Below are 23,944 nucleotides of genomic sequence, written 5' to 3'. Positions count from 1 at the left end.
TTTTGCCAAATTTTCATCAGACTGCGATCTCGAATACTGAAACTTCCGATAAGGGAACTCCCGAAATGAAAAATAACCGCTTTAGGAAGCTACAGGTTTTCCTGGAAAACCAGTCCAAGTTTTCAGTCTGAAATTAAGCTAAGCTCACAAAATTACCCAATTAATCGGGATTTGCGGTCAGCACTACCATTTTTCATAGATGAGCCAGTCAAGGGAGGGTATTTTTCTTCTACCTTTCCAAGATGATAGCCTTAACCAACGCTTTAAGTAGAGGCCGATCTCATAGATTTTTTCTGCTCTGAATCGTTTCTCAGACAACCTGAGACTTAATCTACCTTGTTCTCTTTGAGCAAAGTACAATAATTAAAAGGGATTGGCTAGTTCAAGAAATTAGACAACTAACTATTCAATGGGCAAGAAAAAGTGACCTTTATTACTGTTTTTTTTGTAAAGTTAAGGGGGAGCTAGCGCCAAATCTATTTTTAGAGCAATTAGTTCGCTGTAGCTAGCAGTCTCTTAACTGGGTGAGTGGACGATGATAGAAGAATCTAAACAGACAGAACAAACGGAAAATATAAACGCTAACGTTGCTGAAGAGAACAACAATTCAGCCGGGATGTCAGCTAATCTGGAAACAGAGCTAAACTCGGAGGTAGCCACAACCGATGGGAACTCCGATCGGGAAATCTCTTTTGCAGCAGATGCCGCCGAATGGGAAGAAATGGAAGCGGAAATCGCGGCCTTAGAACAGCAAGTAGCTCTGTTAAAAACGCAACTGGAAGAACGTACCAGCCAATATATGCGAATTGCGGCGGATTTTGATAATTTCCGCAAGCGCAGCCAAAAAGAAAAGGAAGAGTTGGATCAGCAGGTCAAGTGTAATACTCTCTCGTCGCTCTTACCAGTAGTGGATAATTTTGAGCGGGCACAAGCTCAAATTAAGCCCCAAACAGACGCAGAAAAAAATATTCACAAAAGCTATCAAAGCATTTACAAGCAAATGGTAACGGCTCTGAAAAGTTTGGGAGTATCGGCGATGCGTCCGAAGGGGCAAGAATTTAACCCGAATTTACATGAGGCGGCGATTCAGGAACCAACTAATGAATATCCAGAAGGAACAGTGATTGATGAACTGATTCCTGGCTATTTTTTGGGAGAACGAGTCCTGCGTCATGCAGTGGTGAAAGTTGCTGCTCCTTTTGAACACATGGTACCCTCAGAGGAAAGTAGAAGCGAGTCACCGGAAAGTTAAGGGGTGTAGGTGATTAAAGATTTGAGATTGTAAATTCAATGGCAAATCTTTAAAATTTCAATCTACCAAACCTAATTTACAACAAGCCTGAACAGAAGCACTCTTCGAGAAACTGCCGCGATCTATGGGAAAAGTTATTGGCATCGACCTGGGCACTACGAATAGTTGTGTCGCCTTTCTAGAAGGCGGTCAACCGATCGTCATACCTAACTCAGAAGGAGGGCGAACCACGCCTAGTATAGTGGGATTTGGCAAAGCTGACGAACGGTTGGTCGGTCAACTGGCGAAGCGACAAGCGGTTATGAATGCCGAAAATACTATTTACAGCATTAAACGCTTCATTGGTCGTCGTTGGGATGATACGGAGATCGAGCGATCCCAAGTTCCTTATAACTGCGTTAAAGGGAAAGACGATACGGTTGATGTGAAAGTGCGCTCTAAAGCTTACACTCCCCAGGAAATTTCGGCGATGATTCTGCAAAAGTTGAAGCAGGATGCGGAAAATTACTTGGGAGAACCCGTAGAACAAGCAGTGATTACGGTGCCTGCCTATTTTACAGATGCTCAAAGGCAGGCAACCAAAGATGCTGGGACGATCGCTGGGCTGGAAGTGTTAAGAATTATTAACGAGCCGACCGCTGCTGCTCTGTCTTATGGTTTGGATAAACAAGATGAAGAGCAGTTAGTGCTGGTATTTGACTTGGGTGGGGGCACCTTTGATGTCTCGATCCTGCAATTAGGTGATGGGGTGTTTGAAGTCAGAGCGACATCTGGGAACAACCATTTGGGTGGCGATGACTTCGACAACTGCATAGTCCATTGGATGATTGAGAATTTCCAAGCAACAGAGGGAATAGACCTGAGTACGGATAAAATGGCGCTTCAGAGGTTGCGAGAAGCGGCGGAAAAGGCCAAAATAGAACTTTCCAGCATGGTGAAGACCTCGATTAATTTGCCGTTTATTACGGCAGATGAAAGTGGGCCAAAACATCTGGAAATGTCACTGACGAAGGCGAACTTTGAAGAGTTGGTGAGTCATTTGGTGGAAAGCACGATCGAACCAATGAATCAAGCTCTCAAAGATGCCGATTTGAAGGCAGGGGATATCGATCGGATTATTCTGGTAGGCGGTTCGACTCGGATTCCGGCAGTTCAAGAGGCACTAAAATCTTTCTTTGGCGGCAAAACTCCCGATCGATCTGTAAATCCAGACGAAGCTGTAGCTTTAGGTGCAGCCATTCAAGGCGGCGTGTTAAGTGGGGAAGTAGAAGACCTGCTGCTGTTAGATGTTACACCTCTGTCTTTGGGAATTGAAACTTTAGGCGAGGTGTTTACGAAAATTATTGACCGGAATACTACTATTCCGACAAGCAAATCGCAAGTATTTTCTACCGCAACCGATGGGCAAACATCGGTGGAAATTCACGTCTTGCAAGGGGAACGGGCAATGGCTCGTGATAACAAGAGTTTGGGTAAATTCTTGCTCACAGGGATTCCCCCAGCACCACGAGGAGTGCCACAAATTGAAGTGTCGTTTGAGATTGACGTGAATGGCATTCTCAAAGTAGCGGCGCAAGATAAAGGTACGGGTCGAGAGCAAAGCATTCGGATTACTAATACGGGTGGTTTGACGGCTGCTGAAGTGGAACGGATGCGGCAAGAAGCGGAAATGTTTGCTGAGGATGACCGGAGACGCAAACAGCTAATTGAAATGAAGAATCAGGCGGATAGCTTGTTCTATAGCTATGAATCGACAATGAAAGATAATAGTCAATTCATTAGCGACGAAATGCAAGTCTACGCGAAAGAAAGAGCGGCAGAATTAAGAGGAGCGATCGCCGATCCTTACATCTCTTTAGAAGAGATGAAACAATTAGTAGATAGTTTCCAACAAATGCTTTTTGATATTGGTGCAGCGGTATATCAGCAGGCTAACCAAAGTCAAACTGAATTTGTAGATTCCTACTCCGCCTCCGCTGCGGAACCTGTAGATGAAGCAGTAACCGTAGCTAGTGAGGACGAAGACTTCGATTTCAACTTTGAAGATGAAAACACGGTGAGTGCAGATTACGAAGCCGTAGACTAATAGTAGTTTTGAGTGAGAGAGTTTTGAGTGAGAGAGTTAAAATTTTCACTTAAAATTCATAACTGAAAGCTTAAAACTATCCTGCCACTCAATTCGAGAGTTTTGAGTTAACTACATAACTTAAAACTCTCTGACTCAAAACTCATAACTTAAAACTTAAACCTGTACCAGTCCTCTATGTCCACCGATTATTATGAAACTCTAGGTGTTGCTCGCAACGCCGACCAAGAAGAAATCAAGCGAGCCTACCGCCGTCTGGCTCGTAAGTACCACCCAGATGTGAACAAAGAACCTGGGGCGGAAGACCGCTTTAAAGAAATTAACCGAGCTTACGAAGTGCTTTCCGAACCCGAAATGCGGGCGCGTTACGATCGCTTTGGTCACGCCGGAGTAGAAGGCGCAGCAGCACAAGGCTTTCAAGATTTTGGCGACATGGGCGGTTTTGCCGATATTTTTGAAAGTTTCTTTAGCGGGTTCGCAGGTCAAAGCGGCGTAGGCGGGGGGACTCGCACTGGGCGACGACCCACAGGCCCCGCCAGAGGCGATGACCTCCGGTTAGATTTAAAATTAGACTTCCGGGAAGCTGTGTTTGGCGGTGAGAAGGAAATTCGCATTTCTCACCTAGAAACCTGTGAAACTTGTAGCGGTACAGGTGCTAAACCAGGGACTCGACCTCGCACTTGTGCTACTTGTACAGGTTCCGGTCAAGTGCGGCGAGTCACACGCACTCCTTTTGGCAGCTTTACTCAAGTTTCTGTCTGTCCTACCTGTAACGGTAGCGGTCAGGTAATTGAAGATAAGTGCGAAACCTGCGATGGTCGGGGTCAAAAGCAAATTACTAAAAAGCTGAAAATTACCATTCCCGCTGGTGTGGATGATGGCACTCGCCTGCGTGTTGCTTCTGAAGGCGATAGCGGTCAACGAGGCGGCCCTCCAGGTGACTTGTATGTATACTTATTTGTCAACGAAGACGCAGAGTTTAAGCGGGAAGGAATCAATATCCTGTCGCAAATCGAAATTAGCTACTTACAGGCAATTTTGGGAGGTCGGCTGGAAGTTAACACAGTGGATGGCCCACAAGAGTTGACGATTCCCCCAGGTACGCAGCCAAATACAGTTCTAAAATTGGAAAATCGCGGTGTACCGAAGTTAGGCAACCCAGTGAGTCGGGGAGATCACCTGATTACTGTGGAGATTGAAATTCCTAACCGAATCACTCCAGAGGAGCGGGAATTGTTGGAAAAGTTGGCTAAAATTAGGGGCGAACGCACTGGTAAAGGCGGTATAGAAGGATTCTTTGGAAATATTTTCCACAAATGAGTAACCCTGACTTCGGCGCGAGCGCTCAGTCGAACGCCCTATCTACCCCGGATGCCCAGCTAGACCTGCGAGGCACTCCTTGTCCGATTAATTTTGTCCGCACGAAACTGCGCTTGCAGCAAATGGCTCCCGGTTCTCTTTTGGAAGTATGGTTAGATCCTGGAGAGCCGATCGAGCAGGTTCCTGATAGCCTGACGATGGAAGGTTATCGCATCGAACAAATAGAAGACCGGACTGGTTTTTTCGCCATTTTAGTCCGGCGACCTGCGAGTTGAGCATGAGTACAGCAGATGACGATAACACAGTTTCTCCTTTGTGGGGAACTGTGTTAGCTGTACAGGCGAATTTTTATCGGGTGAAGCTGGGAGATGGGGAGATGGGGAGATGGGGGGATGGGGAGATGGGGAGATGGGGAGATGGGGAGATGGGGAGAGATCTAGAGCTAGAAACTCCCCCCATCCCCCTACCTCCCCATCCCCCCACCTCTTTACTATGTACCCGCAGGGCGAGGTTGAAAAAAATCGGTCAGCAGGTGATGGTGGGCGATCGCGTGGAGATTGAAGAGCCTGATTGGGCGGGGGGACGAGGTGCGATCGCGCAGGTTTTGCCTAGAGAGACGGAACTCGATCGACCTCCGATCGCGAATGCCGATCAAATTATCTTAGTTTTTGCTTTGGCAGAACCGGATTTAGAGCCTTTTCAATTAAGTAGATTTTTAGTGAAGGCGGAATCTACTGAGTTGGAGGTGAGTTTGTGTTTGAATAAAAGCGATTTGGTGAGTTTGGAAGTAAAACAAGCTTGGCGCGATCGCTTATCTGCTTGGGGTTATGAACCAATATTTATTAGTGTTGCTGATGGCAGTGGTTTAGATGAATTGACTGCTAAATTAAGCAATAAAATTACCGTGTTGGCAGGGCCTTCTGGGGTGGGAAAATCGAGTTTAATTAATTATTTAATTCCCGGTTTGGAACAGCGTGTGGGGGAAGTTTCGGGGAAATTAAGTAAGGGAAGACATACTACTAGGCACGTTGAATTATTTGAGTTACCAAAGGGCGGTTATTTAGCAGATACTCCGGGTTTTAATCAGCCGGATCTTGATTGTAGTCCAGAAGAATTAACGCAGTATTTTCCCGAAATTAGAGATCGTTTGGTTGAAAATTATTGTCAGTTTAGTGATTGTTCGCATCGGGATGAGCCTAACTGTGCGGTGCGGGGAGATTGGGAGAGGTATGAGCATTATTTGGAGTTTTTGGACAGTGCGATCGCACGTCAAGAACAGTTAAATCAACAATCCGATCCTGATGCAGTTTTGAAAATGAAAACTAAACGCAAAGGTGGGAGTCAATATGAACCGAGATTAGAAGCGAAGAAATATCGGCGCACTTCGCGGAAAACTCAACAGCAAAAGTTGTTGGAGTTGTATGAAGATACGGATATTTGATTGCTGAGAATATCTACTCTGCAAGGTTTTCAAGCTGTCGCCTTACTTGTGCTAATGCTTCTTCTCCTGAAATTTGCTCAACGGTATTGTTTTTTATTTCATCTTGCCGTTTTTTTGCTTCAGTTAACCAAGCAGATTGAATTGCTGAATCTGTGTCAAATTCAAGGCTTTCTACAAGTTTTTCAGCTAGTAATGCTCTTGATGTACTTGGTAAAGATAACAGTTCTTGAGTTAGTTGATCGAGCGATCGCATAGTCACAGAAACGGTTGAAAAAACTGCTTTTAGTGTAGCTTATTTGAACGATAAATACAGAATCATTTGATTAGTCGGTTGTTGGTAAGAAATCAGAATCTAGAGATTGTTCGGGTGTATAAGGACAATCTTCGGGAAAAGTTGCTAATGGCAAACCTGTTTCATCTGCTACTTGTTCACGAGCATTTTTGTAACAGTCAGCAAATATTTCTAGCAAATAAGGGTTTAAACTTGGTGAATCATGCAAATCATCGTTGATGCGTCTGCGATGTTCCCGAATACTTCCTCGCCAACTACCACTGCGAAATTCTGGTTGATATTGCCATTTGAGAAGATGGAGCAGAACTACTATCAGATTGTTTTTTAAGCTTTTCCGCTCCCGTTTTGACATATCTGCAATTTCTTCGATTAAATTCGTCCAATCTACATTGGCATAATCTTGATTACGCAATTGTTCTACTGTGGTTTCAACCCAGTTAACAAAATCATTTTCATAGAGACTTTTTTGATTAGTTTGAATGTCTGCTTTCATGATTCTGTAGCCTCATACAAAGTACAAAATTTTAGCATTTCTAAGGTTGAGGTATTTCTAAATCTTTGCAAATCTTCCTAGCAAGAACGTCAACTATCTCGGTATGTCTGGGAATAGCGGATGTTTTGCGATTCAATGGGTTATAGTAAACGGTATGTTTTTTACCTTCACGAAGAAACAAGCAGCCGTTTAATTCTAAATATTGAATGAGTTCTCTTCGTTTCACTAAATGTTCACCTTGATCTGTTCGCGGATTACATCTTTACCAGAAAGTTCTCTTTCAGCTAGTTCGCGGTTAGATATTAGGATTAATTCTATAGCTTCTTGTAAACTTTCTCTTGCTTCTTCCAAAGTTTTCTCTTGTACATTGGCACCGGATAATTCTTCAACATAGCCAATATACCAGTCGTCTACTTTTTCAAAGATTGCAGTAAATGTGTTTGACATTGCCGGATGTTTTGCTAAAGTGCGGTAAGGTAAAGACTTCTTGTGTCACCAGAATATTAGGATTGTGAGTGTTAGCACTGTGTTTGTGACTTGCTTAACTTCCTATTGTTGGCGAAAAGCGTCATTAAAAATACCATGTACAGTACTAAGGTATTTACAATACCTTAGACAGTACTATAATATTAACTGTATGTTGAATCAACATACAGCTGACACCCAAGAGGGTGACAAGTGGTTTCAACAGTGTGTTTGTTAGCTAAACCGATTACGTAAAGCCCTAACTGGTACTTAGGGCGTTGTAGAAAGATATAGCGCTTCCCATAGCGTTATCCGATGAAATATAAAGATAAGCAGCGATTTAGCAGGGTTTTAGTGCTAAAGCGCTTATTTTTGTTTGTTGACTTTATATAGATAAGTCTGTAATTGTAATAATAATTGGTTATTCAGATTATTAATAGTAATTCCCTAAGTACCAGTTAGGAAGCTAAGTAATCTGTTTAGCCAACAAACACACTTAGCAAAAATTGTAAATGATGATGAAAGAAAATATTTTTCCAGAATTAAGCATCTTAGCTGAAAATCTGGAATCAATAGCTAAACAAGCTAAAGCGCTTAAGGAGGAAGTAGAGCAATTGTATAGAATCCCAAATGCTGAAGAAACTGATGAAGAACAAATTAAACTTCTAAAGTTTCTAAGGGGAAAAGCTATCGGCATAGCTAAAAGCCAAAATAAACACACTCCTCGGCACGTCAACCAAATGACTAATAGTGAACTTCAGGAGTGGATTGCTCAAAATTCCTAACTTAATTTGTCCTGTGAGTAAACAATAGATCTAATAGCCAAGTTACATATATGACTTGGCTATCTCTAATTATATTTCTAGTAGCAATCTGTCACTAGTTGATTTGCATAAATTAAGCCTGTTACCACATTTCTACTAGCAATCCATCAATTTCCTGAAAATGAGCATCACGAGATACAAGAGTTAATTGGTACTGCATAGCAACAGCAGCAATCCAAATATCATTATCAGGTATAGGTCGCCCTTTCAGTCGTAAAAGATTTCTAATTTGCCCATAGTAATTCGCTGTTGCTGTATCGCACGTCAGGACATTATTAGTAGCTAGAAACTCCTCTATTCGAGCTAAGTTTTCTGTTACTTTTCCAGACTTATAAGCACCATAATAAAGTTCACCTATTACAGTACTTGGAACAAAGATAGCTTCAGCTTCCGCGTAGTATTGCTGAACTGAAGCGTCTCCTTGAAGTAAAGCAATGACAATATTTGTATCTAACAGGAATCTACTACTCATTCACACCAAGTTTTCAAATCTGCCTGTCCCCAGTTTTCCTCTGCTGCCTCTAACATAATTTTTGCATCTTCATGGGAAATAGTACCTGCAAATTTCAGCAACTCTTTACCAGGTACACCAACTGGATTTTTCCTCGCTAAAAATCGCGCAAAGTCTAGTACTTGCTGTTGTTGTTCATCACTCAATTTATTAAGTTGAGTAAAAATTTCCTTTTCAATCAATGGATTAATCATCTTAAATTACCTCCTTATCAAACTGTAACACCTTCCAATTCTTCATCTGTCAAATCATACAACTCGCGCAATCTTTGCAACTTATCCTGACTTGGTTGCCAAAAACCACGCCCATTTGCTTCTAACATTCTGCCAATAATATTGCGAAAAGCTTCGGGATTTGCTTTGCGTAACTTCTCTGCCATTTCTGCATCTAAAGCATAAGTTTCAGCTGCTTGATCGTAAACCCAAGCATCAGTAAAATCAGCAGTACCACCCCAACCAATTAACGCTGTCATCCGTTGGGAAATTTCATAAGCACCTCCACTACCTTGATCTGCCATTGCTTGTGCCCATTTGGGATTTAATAATTTGGTGCGATACTCCATTCGCAGCAAATCTTCTAAATTGCGGGGCGTTGTATCTTTAGAAAAACTTTCCACAAAGCTAGCACTAACCTTTTTCCCTCGTTGTTTTTCGGCTGCTTTTTTCAATCCGCCAGTGTTAGCGTAGTATTCCTGAATGTCAGTTAAACCATATTCAACTGAATCGATTTGTTGCACAACTCTTTCTGTTGTTTGCAGCAATTGATTGAGGATTTCGGTTCGCGCTTCCCCTTTATCTTTTCTGCCAAAACTGAAGGCATTTCGCCCTTGCCAAGTGTTCGCTAATTCATCGCCTGTTTCCCAATTAGAGGCAGTAACTTGATCGTTTACTAAGGAACCATAATCACCCGCAGGATTAGAAAATAAGCGTGCGGTGGCATTTTCTACACCTTGTTTTTTCAATGCTAAAGCGTGTTTGCGGATAAAGTTTTGCTCTTCTGGTTCATCTACTTCAGCTGCACGTTGAAACAAATCATCTAAGAGTTCGATAATATTCACAAAACTATCGCGGAAAATACCGGAAAGATTTGCTAATACATCAATTCTGGGATGTCCGACTTCTGCTAATGGTTTTAATTCGTAACGAACAATTCGCCCTGTACCTTCTTTTATTGGTTCAGCACCTACTAATTCTAAGAGAATTCCTAGAGATTCACCTTTAGTTTTAATGGCATCTAATCCCCATAACATTACCGCTATTGTTTCGGGATATTTTCCATTTTCTTTGAGGTTTTGGGCGATGATTTTTTGACCTATTTCTCGCCCTCTTTCGTAAGCAGCAGGTGAAGGCATTCTGTAAGGATCTAAAGCATGAATATTTCTGCCTGTTGGCAAAACTCCTGCACCATCTCTTAATAAATCACCTCCCGGCGCAGGGGGAATATATTCGCCATTTAATCCCCGCAATAAATTAGTTAGTTCGTCTGTTGTTTGCATCAACAAATCCCGAATTTGTAAAGCTTCTGGACGGGCAAGATGCCCATCCCACAATTTTTCTGTCTCACGGGCAAGATGCCCATCCCACAATTTTTCTGTCTCACGGGCAAGATGCCCATCCCACAATTTTTCTGTCTCACGGGCAAGATGCCCATCCCACAATTTTTCTGTTTCTTGTGGGATAGGTGTCTCACCTGTCCCTTCCTCCCCAAAATAAGCATTCAAATAAGCTGCCATTTCTTCTTCGTTTGGCGGTTCTCCTAAAACGTGCAAACCGGAAGAAAAGAGGCGATTCTCTAAAACTTGCAGGTATTCGTAAAGCTTGACTAAATAATGATTAAAAACATCAGCACTAAACATTTTGACGTTTTCAGGAGTGAAGGCAATTCCTAATTTTTTCGCTTCTTCTAATGGGCAATCTGCATCTAAACCAGTATCGACAATCTTTTTACAAATTGCTTCTTTGAGGACGTAGTTCTTTTGTGTATCTTCTCGATATTCGGAGATTAAATCGCGCAAAGTTACTAATTCTTTGTACAATCCTGCACGCCCGTAAGGGGGGACATTGTGAGAAATTAGCACGCCGTAACCGCGCCGTTTCGCTAACATTGATTCGGAGGGATTGTTGGCGGCATATATATATAGATTGGGGAGATTTCCTAAGAGAATATCTGACCAAGAATATCCGGTATTTCCTAATGGCGATCCGGGCAACCATTCTACTGTTCCGTGCATTCCGAAATGTACGATCGCATCCGCCTCAAATTCATTCTGCAACCACTTATAAAAAGCTGCATATTGCGGATGCGGAGTTAAATCTTTCTCAAACATTAACCGCATGGGATCGCCAGAAATCCCTAAAGGTGGTTGCACGCCAATCCAAATATTTCCTAACTGAATTCCGCCAATTTGGTATTCATCATCATAAGTTTTGATTCCTGTCTCGGTAAGAGATTTCCATTGTTTCTCAATGCGAGTTGTTAACAGATATCCCAACCATTTTTCTAAAGTGTGGACATGAACTTTATTAACTTGGCTAAATTCTTCCCTACTTACTTTTTCTGCATCTGCTTCTTTTACTAAGCGAATTAATTCTTCGCCATCTGCGGGAATTTGTCCAACATTATAACCTTGTTCTTTGAGTGCGTTTAGGAAGTTAATTAAACTTTTGGGAACGTTCAATAAAGCAGCGGTTCCTACAGCACCATATCCGGGCGGAAAACCATATAAAATAATGGCAATTTTCCTTTCTGATGGGGGTTTTTGGCGTAACTCAATCCATTTTTTCAATCTTCCGGTGAGGCGTTTTACTCTTTCGGGAATCAGGTAAATGTCTTCTCCGACTAATCCGCCGAGGGGTATGGGATCGATCGCCCCATCCAACTCAGGAAGCGCGTACAAAACTACACTTTGTAACCCACCAACGCCTTGACGAGTCCAAGAATGAATGTCTTGAATTAACAAAGGTGCTGATACAATATAAGGTACATTCTTCGCAGTTAAAATGCGTTTTGCTACCTCTACTTGTCGTCCTGCTTCCATTGAACCAGCAGGCCCACCAACTAACGGAAATCCTATAGTAGAAACAATCGCATCAACTTCTACTGCTTCATCTGATAAGGAAGGAGTTTCGATTTTTCCCAGCTTTCTTTGGGCGGTTTCATAAGCGGTTGTCATCCAATCTCTTACCGCAACATGACCTTCTACACCGTTAATAAAAATTGGTAAAGGTATTAATCCCGCTTTTTCAAATTCTCTAATTAATTGGGGAATATAAGGTTGTTTGGTAATAACGTGCTTGCGATAAAGTAAGATTCCTACTATTGGTTTTGTATTTGTAGGACAGGCATCTTGCCTGTCAGATTTTGGAGAATTTGTATTTGTAGGACAGGCATCTTGCCTGTCACTATTATCTAATGGCAGGCAAGATGCCTGCCCTACAAGATACCAATCAATATATTGGCGTGGTGATGTGAAATATCCTTGGTAATCTGGGTGTAATAAACCCATGTTTGGGGTTTCTATTGGTGGGGGAATTTCGCCTACTTTTAAACCTAAATATTTTTCTGCCAGCGTCCAAAACATTGAAGAGACATTTTCGGTTCCGCCAGCGTTCCAGTATCCGTAAATAATCAACCAGTTGCGTAAATCTTGGACTTTTTGTACTGGGACAAATTTTAATAATTTTGGCCCGACTTTCAAAAAGCTGATGTAACCTGCGAGTTTGTCTTCTTCTCTTCCATTGCTGAATTTGTCTAAAATAAATTTAACTGGTTTGGGCATTCCTTTGGGTTTATCCCCTATTTTGAAAGCGCCAATTTGAGTTAAACTCATTAATTCTAATGCTGACTCGAAAACTAAGCGAATGGGAATGTTTTTAACTCTTTCTTGTAACCATAAAACTTGGTCATAATCAAATATTAAACTACCAAAAAAGACATTTGCCCCTTGTAATGCTGCTTCTACTTTATCGGGTTCGGTGGTGAGGGCGCGATCGCTAAACACCCGAATGTCTAGCTCAGGACAGCGTGCTACAGCTAACTCCGCTGCTTTGCGGTACAACTCAGCGTTGAAAGATTCAAACCCAGCAATCAGAACTATGCGTTTCATGACTTAAGCTACAAAACCCTTTTCATATTTCGATCATAAAGCGATCGCCCGGTAAATTTAAAATACTTCCTGATTATGAAAAAAAAGCCCGGAAAAAATGTTCAAACAGGTAGATCTGTGGGAAAACTACTGTAAGCTGGAAAATTAATCATTTAGTAAATGCTGGATTTTCTGACGATCCTATTTGCCAAACTCTATGAAACCGATGACAATCATGCAATTTGTCAAAATTAGCCTACCCACAGCGATTTTCGCTTCCTTAGCACTTGTTTCTAGTTGTTCTTCCACTAATGACTCCCAAAAAGTGGAAGCTCAAACAGCGCCAACTGCAACTCCAACAGTCTTAGCTACAACTAAATCAGTTCCCACTAAAAAACCTGCATCTCCAGCAAATTCTGCTAATTCAAATGTGATTCCAGAAGTTGCTTTGGCAAATCATTTAAAACAAAAAGGTGCGAAAATGTACGCTGCTTTTTGGTGTACGGTTTGTAATTGGCAAGAGCGACAATTTGGCACCGAAGGCGACAAAATTATTAAAGCAAATATTCGTGTTGAATGCGATCCGCGTGGGAAAAACCCTCAAACTGAACTTTGCGACAAAATCAATATTAGAGCTTTACCTACCTGGCAAATTAATGGGAAATTATATGAAGGTGGTATTCCCTTAAAAGAACTGGCTGATATTTCTGGTTATGCTGGCCCTCGCAACTTTAAAACTTCAGGAAATTAATATATGACTCTCAGCAAATGGTTTACGGAAAAATTGACTAAACCTAAATTTTCTGGTTGGTTTCTATTTGGAGCGTTGTTCGGGGTCACAATTCTAGTAATCTTAGCCAGTAAATTATTTAGTGAAAATGGCATATCAGCAGCGATCGACAATTTTGTTTTGGGAATAGGCGATCGCTATCAGCAATGGTTCAGCGAACAAAATACCAATAATCCCCTAGTTTTATTTTCTCTCTCCTTTGCTGGGGGGTTAATTGCCAGTATTTCACCTTGCATTCTTTCTTTACTTCCCATCAATCTCAGCTACATTGGCACTCGTGAAATCAACTCTCGCTGGGATGCTTTTGGCAAAGCAGGAGCATTTGTTTTAGGTGTAGTAACAATGCTCAGTTTGTTTGGAATGTTATCTTCCTTTGCCACAATTATTTTACTTAAATATCGGGGTTTTGTTCAGTTAGCAGTGGGTGTGTTCATTATTTTAATGGCTCTTTCACTATTAGGAATTATCCGCTTACCATTGCCCCAAACTAATTTTAAAATTCCCATTGCTGGCGCTTATGGTGTTGGTTTAACTTTCGCTTTAGTCAGTTCTCCTTGCACCAGTCCCATCATGTTTGCTGTGTTAGCTGCTGCCTCTGCCACAGGTTCACAATTGCAAACAACTTTGGCAATGGTTTTTTACGCCATAGGTTACACAGCAGTAATTTTCTTTGCTAGTTTATTTGCAGGTTTAGCTAAACAAACTCGCGGTTTTTTGAAATATTCCGAAAAAATTACTCACATTGGTAGCTTGGCTTTAATCATAATTGGCGCATACTATTTAATTGATGGCATTAGTTGGATTGTTTCCCTAAAAATGGCTACAAAATAGGAAATACCCGGTAAACTGATGTTTTACCGGGCAAAATTATTTCCTTCTATTTCTATTGTCTTTGGCGTTTCATTTTAGAGGCAGCTGCAAACGCAGCAAAAGCGAAAACTCCCAAAGCAGTTGCAGGTTCTGGAACCGACTTTGTATTATCAGGTGTTAATAAGAAAGCACGACGTTCCCCGTTAAAAAAGCCAGTGCCAAAAATTTGTCCTGCGTTGTTGATGAGTAAATTACCGCGACCATCTTCGCGATCGTTAATTTCTATTGACCAGCCAAAAGTAGAAAGTACCTGGTCAAGGTCAACTAATCCAGTGTTTTTATCCCAAAGGTAAGTCTTCTCTCTTGATTGACCAACTACCTGACCTAAGTTGTTGAAACCACTGGGGAAAAAATTCAGATTGATAGTAGGAGTATTTTTTTGCCAGATGTAGCCACCAAATCTATTATCATTAAATCCACTACCAACTATTTGGCCTAAATCGTTAATCCCCAAAACGTAGGCATCTTCAACTACACCAATACCCGTCGAAATAAATCCACTGTCTTTGTCCCAATAGACACCTATCCCCGACTCATCAACTTCAGGGTTGAATGCTCCAGCAAGTACCTGACCAGAGTTGTTTATATCTGTGGGTAATATATTCTTATATCCTCGATCGATCAGCTGAGATAAACCGTCACCACTCAGCTTACTTATTCCATTGGTTTTATCCCAAATGAAGGGGCTGAAAAAACCTGAAATAAAGCCTTTTTCGTCTGTTTCGTAGCTGTAGCCAACCACCTGACTTTTATCATTGATGTTTTAACTAAATTTTTCAGGAGCAAAAATGCAGCAACAGCAATTAGATGTAATCGTAATCGGTAGCGGCATTGGTGGGTTAACCGCAGCTGCTTTACTGGCGCGTTATGGCAAAAAAGTCCTAGTTTGTGAAAGTCACACTATCGCGGGTGGTGCAGCGCACAATTTCTCTCGTCGGGGTTTTAATTTTGATTCTGGCCCATCTTTTTATTGTGGTTTAAATAACCCAAAAAGTCTGAATCCTTTAAGGCAAGTTTTAGCGGTTTTAGGTGAATCTTTACCCACAATTAGTTACGATCCTTTAGGGCATTATCATTTTCCTGAATGCACTTTTCCGGTTTATAGTAATTCGGAACGTTACCGAGAAGAATTAGCGAAAATTACGCCGCTAGGTGCGATCGAACTCTCCAGATTTGAAAAACGTTTGTTATCTCTCTATGAAGCTTTAAAAGATATCCCAACCATAGCTTTAAGGGCAGATTTACAAATGATTCCGATTTTGTTGGTCAAATATTTACCTTCTCTATTCAAATTGTTACCCCATTTAGGAATTATTCAAGGTTCTGTTGGTAACATAATGAATCAAGAAATAACAGATCCTTGGGTGAGAAGATTAATTGATTTAGAATGTTTTTTACTTTCTGGGCTAAAAGCTGAAGGAACGATCGCCCCTGAAGTCGCTTTCATGTTGGGAGAACGTAACAATATTGGGGTTGATTATCCTATTGGGGGAAGTGGGGCAATTGTTGATGCTTTAGTTAGAGGTTTGGAACGTTGGGGCGGTAAAATTAAATTAAATGCTCATGTTGAGCAAATACTTTTGGAATCGGGGAAAGTTGGCGGCGTTAAGTTGCGAAATGGGGAAGTTATTAAAGCACCTATTGTAATTTCTAACGCGACGATTTGGGACACTTACACTCAGTTATTGCGTCCTGAAGATTTACCAGTAAATTATCGGCAAAACTCCCTGCAAACTCCGGCGGTTGATAGCTTTATGCACTTACATTTGGGAATTCGGGCAGCAGGTTTAGAGAATTTAACTGGTCATCATGTGGTTGTTCATGATAGTAACAAAGATATTACTGAACCTGGGAATACTTGTATGATTTCGATTCCTTCTGTTTGGGATGCAAATTTAGCACCAGAGGGACATTATGTGGTTCATGCTTATACTTTGGAACCTTTCGAGAATTGGCAGAGGGATGCGGGTTATTTGGAGAGGAAAAAAGAGCGATCGCAATCCCTATTCTCCGCCTTAGAAAAAATCATTCCAGACCTGCGCGATCGCATCGTTTTAGAACTTATTGGTACACCCTTAACTCATAGCTATTACTTACGCAGATATCAAGGAACTTATGGCCCAGCAATTGCCGCAGGTAAAGGTACATTTCCCAGTTTCAATACTCCTATCCCTGGATTATATCGCGTTGGTGATAGCACTTTACCGGGAATTGGTGTTCCCGCTGTTGCTGCTTCCGGTATTTTATGCGCCAATACTTTGGTTTCCCCCCAACAAAATGCCGAGTTGCTAACTGAAATTTACCGTTAATTGAAAGTTAAACTTTTACTTTTGAGTTAACATCTGCGAAAAGATAGATTCTTTTTATTCCTATTAACCGATCCCTGTTTGACAGTAGAAACGTTATCCCAGATAGAGGAGTAATTGGAATAAGAATAATGAATTTACCAGGAACCTCTGTATCTGTTTGGATGGATACCACAGAAACTACAAAATTTCCACCTTTAGGCGGTAACATTTCTGTCGATGTCGCTATAGTTGGTGGGGGAATTACTGGGTTAACAGCTGCTTTATTGTTGAAGCGTGCGGGGTTAACTGTGGCAGTTTTAGAAGCAGGAAAAATCGGCAGTGGTGTAACTGGATACACAACTGCACATATTACGGAAGCTGCTGATGAACGCTACAAAAGTATGATTTCTTCTTTGGGGGAAAAGGATGCTAAATTAGTAGCGCAATCTAGTCGAGTGGCGATCGAATGTATTGCCGAAATTGTTGCCCAAGAAAAGATTGATTGCGACTTTCAAAGAGTACCAGGATATCTTTACACCGAAAATACTCAAGACATTTCGGAAATAGAACAAGAAGCAGAAGCAACACAGAAATTAGGTATCAAAACTTCTTTAACTACTGATGTACCGTTACCAATTTCCGTAAAAGCTGCACTTTTATTTCCCAATCAAGCACAGTTTAATTCCCTGCAATATTTACAAGGATTAGCAAAATCTGTGAATGGTCACGGCAGTTTTGTTTTTGAAGAAACGCCTGTTACTAAAATCAACAGTAATCCGGTTAATGATGTTTACACCGAACATGGAATTGTGGCAGCTAAAAATGTAATTCTTGCCACTCACACACCAATTCATAACCTTTCAAGTCTGCCAGATTTGTATGTAATGTCAACCAAAATTGCCCCTTATCGTTCTTATGTAATTGGGGTAAGTTTGCATTCTCCAGCACCCGTAGGACTGTTTTGGGACACCGATTCACCCTATCATTATACCCGCAGTTATGGAAACATTTTAATTGTCGGAGGTGAAGATCACAAAACCGGAGAAGAAGTCAATAATCAGCAGTGTTACGAACAGTTAGAAACTTATGTAAAAGCTCGTTACAATGTGAAATCAATTGACTATCATTGGTCATCTCAACTTTATGAACCCGCCGATGGTTTGCCTTACATTGGTAAAACTGCTGCTAACAATAACATTTATGTTGCTACTGGTTATTCAGGTAACGGCATGACTTTCGGTACTATTGGCGGAATGTTGCTGAGTGACTTAATTTTGGGTCGGGAAAATCCTTGGACTAAACTTTACGATCCTAACCGGGCAAATCTTTTAGCTGGCGTGCAAAGATTCGTTACGGAAAATGTGGGTGTTGCCAAACATTTTATTGCTGACAGGTTTAGATCTGATGTTAAAGAACTTTCCCAAGTGCCAATAGGTGAAGGGAAAATTGTTGACATTGATGGTAAGAAATATGCAGTTTACCGCGATGAAAGAGGTGATTTGTGTTCTTTATCACCTGTTTGTACTCATGCTGGTTGTATTGTTAACTGGAACAATGCGGAAAAAACCTGGGATTGTCCTTGTCATGGGGGACGTTTTAGTACTACAGGTGAAGTGTTAAATGGCCCACCAATTACTGATTTAAATCAAAAACCTCTTCCTACTAGCAATGCAACCAAAGGTTGAGTTAGGATTTGGGCGTTTTCTACCCGTAGGTTGATAAAGCAAAAACTGGTAATTGTTAACCTGAAGCATAACTGAATAATGCAGAATTTTGCATCGGATGGGAGTTGTGTCGCTGTGTCCCATTATTGTGCATCGAAGGAGAGCGACGGCAGATGTACAAACGGTGTAAAAATGCCAAAGATTAAAGGGCGGTGTGGAGTTTTTGTCGCTTCCTCCACTTAGTTATTACTGGCGAGGAAATTAAAGTTTCCCTCAGAGCGATCGCCAGTAGTAAACGCTCTATATTACTAGTAATTAGTTGGTTATTTTCCAAGTTTAAAAAGCACAATTTTAGTTTTGGGTTGCTGTCAATTTAGGGTGCAAATATTTCAGGATTCTCTAGGAGAATACTATGCAAACGAAGGAACAATTACAACCACCTCAACATCAGGAGCAACAACCGGGAATTGAGTCAGAAATGACTCCGAAACCAAAATCAGATGATCCTAAATATCAAGGTAGTGGAAAGTTACGCGATAAGGTAGCTTTAATTACTGGTGGTGATAGTGGAATTGGTCGTGCAGTGGCGATCTTTTTTGCGAAAGAAGGTGCAGATGTAGCGATCGTCTATTTGAACGAACACAACGATGCTGAAGAAACCAAGAAATTGGTAGAACAAGAAGGTCGTAAATGTATAACTCTAGCAGGTGATATCGGCGATGAAAAGTTCTGCCAAGAAGTAGTACAAAAGACAGTTGATGAGTTAGGAAAGCTCGATATTCTAGTTAATAACGCTGCTGAACAACATCCGCAACAAAGCATAGAAGATATTACTGCCCAACAGTTGGAGCGCACTTTCCGCACCAATATTTTCTCCATGTTTTACCTGTCCAAAGCTGCACTGAAGCATCTCAAAGAAGGCAGCGCCATCATTAACACTACTTCTGTTACCGCTTATAAAGGTAATCAACAATTGCTAGATTACTCCTCAACTAAAGGAGCAATTGTTGCCTTTACGCGATCGCTTTCCCAATCCCTAGCTGAAAAGAAAATTCGCGTTAACGGTGTCGCACCTGGCCCTATTTGGACACCATTAATTCCCGCAACTTTCCCAGAAGATAAAGTTGCCAGCTTTGGTAAACAAGTACCAATGCAACGTCCAGGACAACCAGAAGAAATCGCCCCTTGCTATGTATTTTTAGCATCAGATGATTCTTCTTATATGTCTGGTCAAATCTTACATCCAAATGGCGGCGAAGTTGTCAACGCTTAAACTAATTTAACTCTCAATCTCTTACTTGTTGAGTACGCATTGTAGGGTGCGTTAGCGAAAGCGTAACGCACCTTTCAGTCGGAGGCACAAAGCAAAGAAAGGTTTCTAGGGTGTATTGCTGTAAGCACAAAGAAACTCGGTTTCTTCTGCGAAACCGGGTTTCTAGGGTGTATTGCTGTAAGTCTCTTCATTGACTAACTAGCAGCAGAAATCTCTTTTTCTAACTTGCTTTTAGCTTCTTGAAACTCCTTAGCGAGTTCCTTCATTTCTTGTTCATCCATGCTATCACTGACAGAAGGTAAAATTTCGCTTTCTTCTTCTTCTACGTGATGCTGAACAGCTTCTTTTAATTCCTCAATTTTAGCTTTGAAATCAGGGTCGCTAGGACTCATGGATTTAAGTTCTTCCAATAGTACCTTAGCTTCAGTATGTTCCTCTTCAGCTTCCTCTACCATGTCATGAGTTTCATCGTAATTCCGCATACTTGGGTAGAGGGTTAACTCTTCAACTTTCGCGTGTAAAGTTAACTCAGTGTAAATTTCGTCAAACAACATTTGCATTTTTTTGGAGTCTTTAGTCTTCTCCATTTCTGAGAACAAAGACTCGACCTTGCGATGGTCGGATTTAATTAATTCAATCACATTCATTGTCATTTCTCCCGAAAAATGCAGTATTAACAAAAATCCCACCACCTGTAAAATGGTGGGAAATGAAATTGTTAAAAGAGCAATTAATTACTGATTCATGGAAGCAACCATTTCATCTTGAATCTGGCTCTTAGCTGATTTGAATTCGCTAGCTAATTGTTCGCGTTCTTGTTCGTTTAAATTGTCACCGATCGCAGCGAACATGGTGCTTTCTTCCTGACGAACGTGATCGCCAACTGCATCCATCAATTGCTTAATTTTCTCTTTGAACTGAGAATCTGCCGGACTGATTGACATAATTTCATTCAACATTCGCTCCATTTCTGCTTGTTCATCAAACAGTTCTTGGGTGTTGTCATTACCGTAGAAGGGGCGAACTCTGGGATAAACAACTTCTTCTTCAGCTTTAGCGTGCGCCAACAAGTCTTTGTACATTTGACCGAATAATTCTTCCAGTTTGGCAACATCTTCAGTCGCACCCATTTCGGTGAAGATTGTATTTACCTTGTTGTGATCTAATCTGATTAAATCGCGGATGTCCATGTCTTGTTTATCAGAGTTTTGGGTAACGGCGCTACCAAATACACCTGATAAAGCGGCGACTGCATCTTGCACTCTTCCCCAAACTCCTTGTTGGGGTTCTTTGCCAGTTAATTCGCGAGTTCCCAGAAGCTCAATTACTCCTTTGAGTTGTTCTTGATGAGCGCGATTTTCAAAGTTAATGGTGTTTAAAGGACCGATCGCAACCGCAACATCAGCACCCACAACTTGCGAGCATTTGTGAACTAAAAGTCCAGCCATTACTTGCTTATGCTTTAATAGTTCGTGCTGTCCTACTTTTTGGAATAATTTTAATTCCGAACCTGACATTAATTTCTGAGCTTGCTCAATCATTTGCTTGGTGATATCGCGAGGTTCCGCTTTCACACCATACTGCACCATGACAGTTTCTAAAACGCCCATATTCTTTTGATCGTCATCCAGCATCTTTTGGAAGCGATCGCGAATATCAGGATCGGAAACTTCGGAAATAAACCTTTGCTCATTAGCAATCAGCAACTTTTGAAGTTCTGCCATATCTGCCAATTCCATAGCAATAGCAGAACGCTTTACATCATCTAAACTTTTAACCATCTCGTGTTTCCTTCCTCGTTAATTATGGAATTAGTCCATACCTTGAGAATGTCATACAATTTATACTTAATTCATCCGTCTCTCGACCGATCAAAAATGCCAATTAGCAGGAAATAAATATTTCTAAATTATTAGATAAATTCCGTCAAATTACTAATGACAAAACGCCCAAAAAATCTAGAGGCTATTAAATTAAGCCTCTAGATTTAACTTACTCAGATCTTGCACTCCTGAGCAGAGCCTCCATTCTTCGTTCCCAGGTTCAACCAGGGAACGAGGACACAGGAGGTGGAACCTCCTTTGAGTGCAAGATCTGAACTTAGCTTGTTGTGTAGCTGGCTCAAATTACTTCATAGAAACCATTTGGTCTTGCAATTTGCTCTTAGCAGCTTTGAACTCACTCGCCATTTGTTGCTGTTGAGCGCTGCTGAAATTATCCCGAATTTTGGGGAACATTTCGTTTTCTTCTTGATTAATGTGATGCTGAGTCATCTTTGCTAACTCCTTAACTTGATCTTTAAAAGCAGGAGAAGCAGGACTCAAAGACATGATTTGATTGAGCATTCTTTCTTGTTCAGCTTGCTCTTGATACAAGTCTTGTGTCTTTTGGTAATAAGGACGTACTGCTGGGTAAACAACTTGTTCTTCCGCCTTAGCGTGCGCGGTCAAATCTTTGTAAAGTTGACCAAAGTATTCTTGTGCTTTTTGGGGATCTTTAGCACCTTCAATTTCCATGAACAAGGTGTTAGCTTTGGCATGATCCATGCGAATAATTTGCTCAATTGTCATATCGGACATACCAGAATTTTGGGTGAGCACGCTACCAGCAACACCAGAGAAAGCAGCAACCGCATCTTGCACTCTCGCCCAAATACCTTGATCGGGATCTTTTCCAGTCAGTTCCCGCACACCCAAAACTTCTAAAATACCTTTCAATTGTTCTTGGTGCGCCCGATTTTCAAAATTGACGGTATTTAAAGGAGTAATTGCCGCTTCAATATCAGCACCCACAACTTGTGCTGCTTTATGAACTAACAACCCTTTCATTACTTGGGCGTGTTTCAAAAGTTCATGCTGAGAGAACTTTTCATACAAAGATAGCTCAGAACCCTGCATCAATTTCTGAGTTTTCTCAACCAGTTCTTGTGTCGTTTGTTTCGGCTCTGCTTTGACACCGTATTGAACAATTACTGTTTCTAAAACCCCCATATTTTTCTGGTCATCATTGAGCATATCCCGCACTCGATTGCAGATTTCTTGATCTCCGCAAGCATTCAGCAGCATTTGCTCATTGCTGATGATTAACTTTTGGATAGCTTTCATGTCTGCTAATTTACTAGCAATAGCAATGCGCTTGGTGTCGTCAAGAGTCGATACCATGTTGTTCTCCTCTGTGTTTATTCTTTTAAAATCGTCAAACTTATCTAGTCCGATCCTGCAATAGGAAAACAGCAATTACCTCTCTCTTTTGACGGAGTTAAAACCGATTAAATTCTATTTAACCTCTGATTGGGTTTAATAATAAATAATTTTAATGTTTTTCCGAACACATATTATATGTAACTCATAAAAAACTCTAATATTTGCTTGCCATTCTACTGGGAGATACATAAAAATTATCTATCATCTACTTCGTGAGATAGATACACTTTTTTTGCTAATGATATAGATTAAAGCTGTACGATTCCCTGTATAAAGTTATCCTCAGAAAATTTGCAACTGGGATATGTTGTCTTGCTAAAGCAATTTCTGATAGTCAAACACTGACTAGCAAAAAACCTAATTAGGCGAACCAAACAACTTGAGAGAAATATGACACAAACTCCAAATCTTCCCCCACTAATTGAAAGCCATCAATCAGAGTATCAAGATAGCGGTGTCACTAGTACAGTAGCGATCGCAGGACATCCCATTCATCCCGTAATTGTCACTTTACCAATTGCTTTTTTAGTAGCAGTACCAGTCTGCGATTTACTCTATTTCTTTACAAAAGATTTGTTTTGGGCAAGAGGCGCTTTTTGGCTATTAGTTGCTGGAGTTGTAATAGGTTTATTAGCAGCAGCTACAGGATTAATGGACTTTTTTGGCATAGAAAGAGTCCGCAAACGTACCGCAGGTTGGGCTCACATGATCCTCAATATAGCGGTTTTAACTCTATCAATTATTAACTTAGTATTGCGTTGGGGAAATGTCGCTGGCGCAGTTGTACCCACAGGACTAGTTATTTCGATTATTGTGGCATTGCTTCTCGGTCTTTCTGGTTGGTATGGTGGCGAATTAGTATATCGACACAAAATAGCTGTCATTGGGTATACCGATCGCAATCAATCATAACCCAATCAAAAGATCTCATCACTACAATTTGCCTCTCAAAAAACACACCTATCTGAGGGATAATTTAACTCAGATAGGTTTTTGTTTGTCTCCCGATGTTCCCAGATCCCCTCGCAGATCCCCGACTTCTTGAAGAAGTCGGGGATCTGCGAGGGGATCTAGATTCAGTCTAATAG

The 23,944-nt window shown here is 41.1% G+C and carries 23 protein-coding genes; 12 read left to right on the top strand and 11 right to left on the bottom strand.

What is annotated here, in order from left to right; all coding sequences use genetic code 11:
* Window positions 1-535 precede the first annotated feature (535 nt).
* The 5 genes from grpE to rsgA all read left to right on the top strand — a co-directional run bounded on the left by grpE (window position 536) and on the right by rsgA (window position 6,099).
* Complete coding sequence (grpE, locus tag ACE1CI_RS12820) at window positions 536-1,252, top strand: nucleotide exchange factor GrpE (protein ID WP_413266752.1); 717 nt, start codon at window positions 536-538, stop codon at window positions 1,250-1,252.
* Between the two features lie 124 nt (window positions 1,253-1,376).
* Window positions 1,377-3,338, top strand: coding sequence for a molecular chaperone DnaK (gene dnaK, locus ACE1CI_RS12815; protein ID WP_413266753.1), 1,962 nt, complete (start codon window positions 1,377-1,379; stop codon window positions 3,336-3,338).
* A gap of 177 nt (window positions 3,339-3,515) precedes the next feature.
* Window positions 3,516-4,658: a molecular chaperone DnaJ gene (dnaJ, locus tag ACE1CI_RS12810; RefSeq protein WP_413266754.1), complete on the top strand. Its 1,143-nt coding sequence runs from the start codon at window positions 3,516-3,518 to the stop codon at window positions 4,656-4,658.
* Entirely contained in the window at window positions 4,655-4,933 is a 279-nt protein-coding gene (locus ACE1CI_RS12805; protein WP_413266755.1) for a sulfurtransferase TusA family protein, read from the top strand. The genes dnaJ and ACE1CI_RS12805 overlap by 4 nt, the downstream gene beginning before the upstream one ends.
* Before the next feature lie 2 nt (window positions 4,934-4,935).
* Window positions 4,936-6,099 carry a small ribosomal subunit biogenesis GTPase RsgA gene (gene rsgA / locus ACE1CI_RS12800; protein ID WP_413266756.1) on the top strand — a complete coding sequence of 388 codons (1,164 nt, stop codon included), beginning with the start codon at window positions 4,936-4,938 and terminating at the stop codon, window positions 6,097-6,099.
* A gap of 13 nt (window positions 6,100-6,112) precedes the next feature.
* Here rsgA and ACE1CI_RS12795 read toward each other — a convergent pair whose 3' ends face one another.
* The 4 genes from ACE1CI_RS12795 to ACE1CI_RS12780 form a co-directional block, all read right to left on the bottom strand.
* Entirely contained in the window at window positions 6,113-6,352 is a 240-nt protein-coding gene (locus tag ACE1CI_RS12795; RefSeq protein WP_413266757.1) for an addiction module protein, read from the bottom strand.
* A 70-nt stretch (window positions 6,353-6,422) separates the two neighbouring features.
* A complete protein-coding gene (locus tag ACE1CI_RS12790; protein ID WP_413266758.1) occupies window positions 6,423-6,884 on the bottom strand; it encodes a DUF29 domain-containing protein in 462 nt (153 codons plus the stop codon).
* 40 nt (window positions 6,885-6,924) lie between these two features.
* On the bottom strand, window positions 6,925-7,110 hold the full coding sequence (locus tag ACE1CI_RS12785; protein WP_413266759.1) for a type II toxin-antitoxin system HicA family toxin: 186 nt from the start codon (window positions 7,108-7,110) through the stop codon (window positions 6,925-6,927).
* Entirely contained in the window at window positions 7,110-7,331 is a 222-nt protein-coding gene (locus tag ACE1CI_RS12780) for a type II toxin-antitoxin system HicB family antitoxin (RefSeq protein WP_193981914.1), read from the bottom strand. The genes ACE1CI_RS12785 and ACE1CI_RS12780 overlap by 1 nt, the downstream gene beginning before the upstream one ends.
* A 530-nt stretch (window positions 7,332-7,861) precedes the next feature.
* Here ACE1CI_RS12780 and ACE1CI_RS12775 point away from each other — a divergent pair.
* Entirely contained in the window at window positions 7,862-8,134 is a 273-nt protein-coding gene (locus tag ACE1CI_RS12775; RefSeq protein WP_413266760.1) for a hypothetical protein, read from the top strand.
* A 121-nt stretch (window positions 8,135-8,255) separates the two neighbouring features.
* Here the strand turns inward: ACE1CI_RS12775 and ACE1CI_RS12770 are convergent, their stop codons facing one another.
* From ACE1CI_RS12770 to bchH, 3 genes are read right to left on the bottom strand one after another with little or no spacing between them, the layout of a single operon-like run.
* On the bottom strand, window positions 8,256-8,645 hold the full coding sequence (locus tag ACE1CI_RS12770) for a type II toxin-antitoxin system VapC family toxin (RefSeq protein WP_413266761.1): 390 nt from the start codon (window positions 8,643-8,645) through the stop codon (window positions 8,256-8,258).
* Window positions 8,642-8,878, bottom strand: coding sequence for a DUF2281 domain-containing protein (locus ACE1CI_RS12765; RefSeq protein ID WP_413266762.1), 237 nt, complete (start codon window positions 8,876-8,878; stop codon window positions 8,642-8,644). The genes ACE1CI_RS12770 and ACE1CI_RS12765 overlap by 4 nt, the downstream gene beginning before the upstream one ends.
* Before the next feature lie 17 nt (window positions 8,879-8,895).
* Window positions 8,896-12,789, bottom strand: a complete 3,894-nt coding sequence (gene bchH, locus ACE1CI_RS12760) for a magnesium chelatase subunit H (protein ID WP_496615439.1) — start codon at window positions 12,787-12,789, stop codon at window positions 8,896-8,898.
* A gap of 205 nt (window positions 12,790-12,994) precedes the next feature.
* Between bchH and ACE1CI_RS12755 the strand changes: the two genes are divergently transcribed.
* Both ACE1CI_RS12755 and ACE1CI_RS12750 read left to right on the top strand, forming a co-directional pair.
* On the top strand, window positions 12,995-13,519 hold the full coding sequence (locus ACE1CI_RS12755) for a hypothetical protein (protein ID WP_413266764.1): 525 nt from the start codon (window positions 12,995-12,997) through the stop codon (window positions 13,517-13,519).
* A gap of 3 nt (window positions 13,520-13,522) precedes the next feature.
* Window positions 13,523-14,389 (top strand): cytochrome c biogenesis protein CcdA, encoded by an 867-nt coding sequence (locus tag ACE1CI_RS12750; RefSeq protein ID WP_413266765.1) that lies wholly within the window; start codon window positions 13,523-13,525, stop codon window positions 14,387-14,389.
* A gap of 52 nt (window positions 14,390-14,441) precedes the next feature.
* Here ACE1CI_RS12750 and ACE1CI_RS12745 read toward each other — a convergent pair whose 3' ends face one another.
* Window positions 14,442-15,170, bottom strand: a complete 729-nt coding sequence (locus ACE1CI_RS12745) for a hypothetical protein (protein ID WP_413266766.1) — start codon at window positions 15,168-15,170, stop codon at window positions 14,442-14,444.
* A gap of 46 nt (window positions 15,171-15,216) precedes the next feature.
* Here ACE1CI_RS12745 and ACE1CI_RS12740 point away from each other — a divergent pair, with 46 nt between their 5' ends.
* From ACE1CI_RS12740 to ACE1CI_RS12730, 3 genes are all read left to right on the top strand, one after another.
* Window positions 15,217-16,737 carry a phytoene desaturase family protein gene (locus ACE1CI_RS12740; protein WP_413266767.1) on the top strand — a complete coding sequence of 507 codons (1,521 nt, stop codon included), beginning with the start codon at window positions 15,217-15,219 and terminating at the stop codon, window positions 16,735-16,737.
* A gap of 128 nt (window positions 16,738-16,865) precedes the next feature.
* The gene (locus ACE1CI_RS12735; RefSeq protein ID WP_413266768.1) at window positions 16,866-18,401 is read left to right on the top strand and encodes an FAD-dependent oxidoreductase; all 1,536 of its coding nucleotides are present in this window, start codon (window positions 16,866-16,868) and stop codon (window positions 18,399-18,401) included.
* Window positions 18,402-18,792: 391 nt separating this feature from the next.
* Window positions 18,793-19,653 (top strand): SDR family oxidoreductase, encoded by an 861-nt coding sequence (locus ACE1CI_RS12730; protein ID WP_413266769.1) that lies wholly within the window; start codon window positions 18,793-18,795, stop codon window positions 19,651-19,653.
* Window positions 19,654-19,847: 194 nt separating this feature from the next.
* Here ACE1CI_RS12730 and ACE1CI_RS12725 read toward each other — a convergent pair whose 3' ends face one another.
* The 3 genes from ACE1CI_RS12725 to ACE1CI_RS12715 all read right to left on the bottom strand — a co-directional run bounded on the left by ACE1CI_RS12725 (window position 19,848) and on the right by ACE1CI_RS12715 (window position 22,814).
* Window positions 19,848-20,300, bottom strand: a complete 453-nt coding sequence (locus tag ACE1CI_RS12725) for a hemerythrin domain-containing protein (protein WP_413266770.1) — start codon at window positions 20,298-20,300, stop codon at window positions 19,848-19,850.
* Window positions 20,301-20,387: 87 nt separating this feature from the next.
* Entirely contained in the window at window positions 20,388-21,434 is a 1,047-nt protein-coding gene (locus ACE1CI_RS12720; protein ID WP_496615438.1) for a hemerythrin domain-containing protein, read from the bottom strand.
* 345 nt (window positions 21,435-21,779) lie between these two features.
* Window positions 21,780-22,814 carry a hemerythrin domain-containing protein gene (locus tag ACE1CI_RS12715; protein ID WP_496615437.1) on the bottom strand — a complete coding sequence of 345 codons (1,035 nt, stop codon included), beginning with the start codon at window positions 22,812-22,814 and terminating at the stop codon, window positions 21,780-21,782.
* 432 nt (window positions 22,815-23,246) lie between these two features.
* Here ACE1CI_RS12715 and ACE1CI_RS12710 point away from each other — a divergent pair, with 432 nt between their 5' ends.
* Window positions 23,247-23,768, top strand: coding sequence for a DUF2231 domain-containing protein (locus ACE1CI_RS12710; RefSeq protein ID WP_413266773.1), 522 nt, complete (start codon window positions 23,247-23,249; stop codon window positions 23,766-23,768).
* Window positions 23,769-23,944 lie beyond the last annotated feature (176 nt).

It is taken from the genome of Floridaenema flaviceps BLCC-F50 (genome assembly GCF_041929275.2).
In the GTDB taxonomy this organism is placed as follows: domain Bacteria; phylum Cyanobacteriota; class Cyanobacteriia; order Cyanobacteriales; family Aerosakkonemataceae; genus Floridanema; species Floridanema flaviceps.
This window is presented reverse-complemented; position numbering and strand designations above follow the sequence as displayed.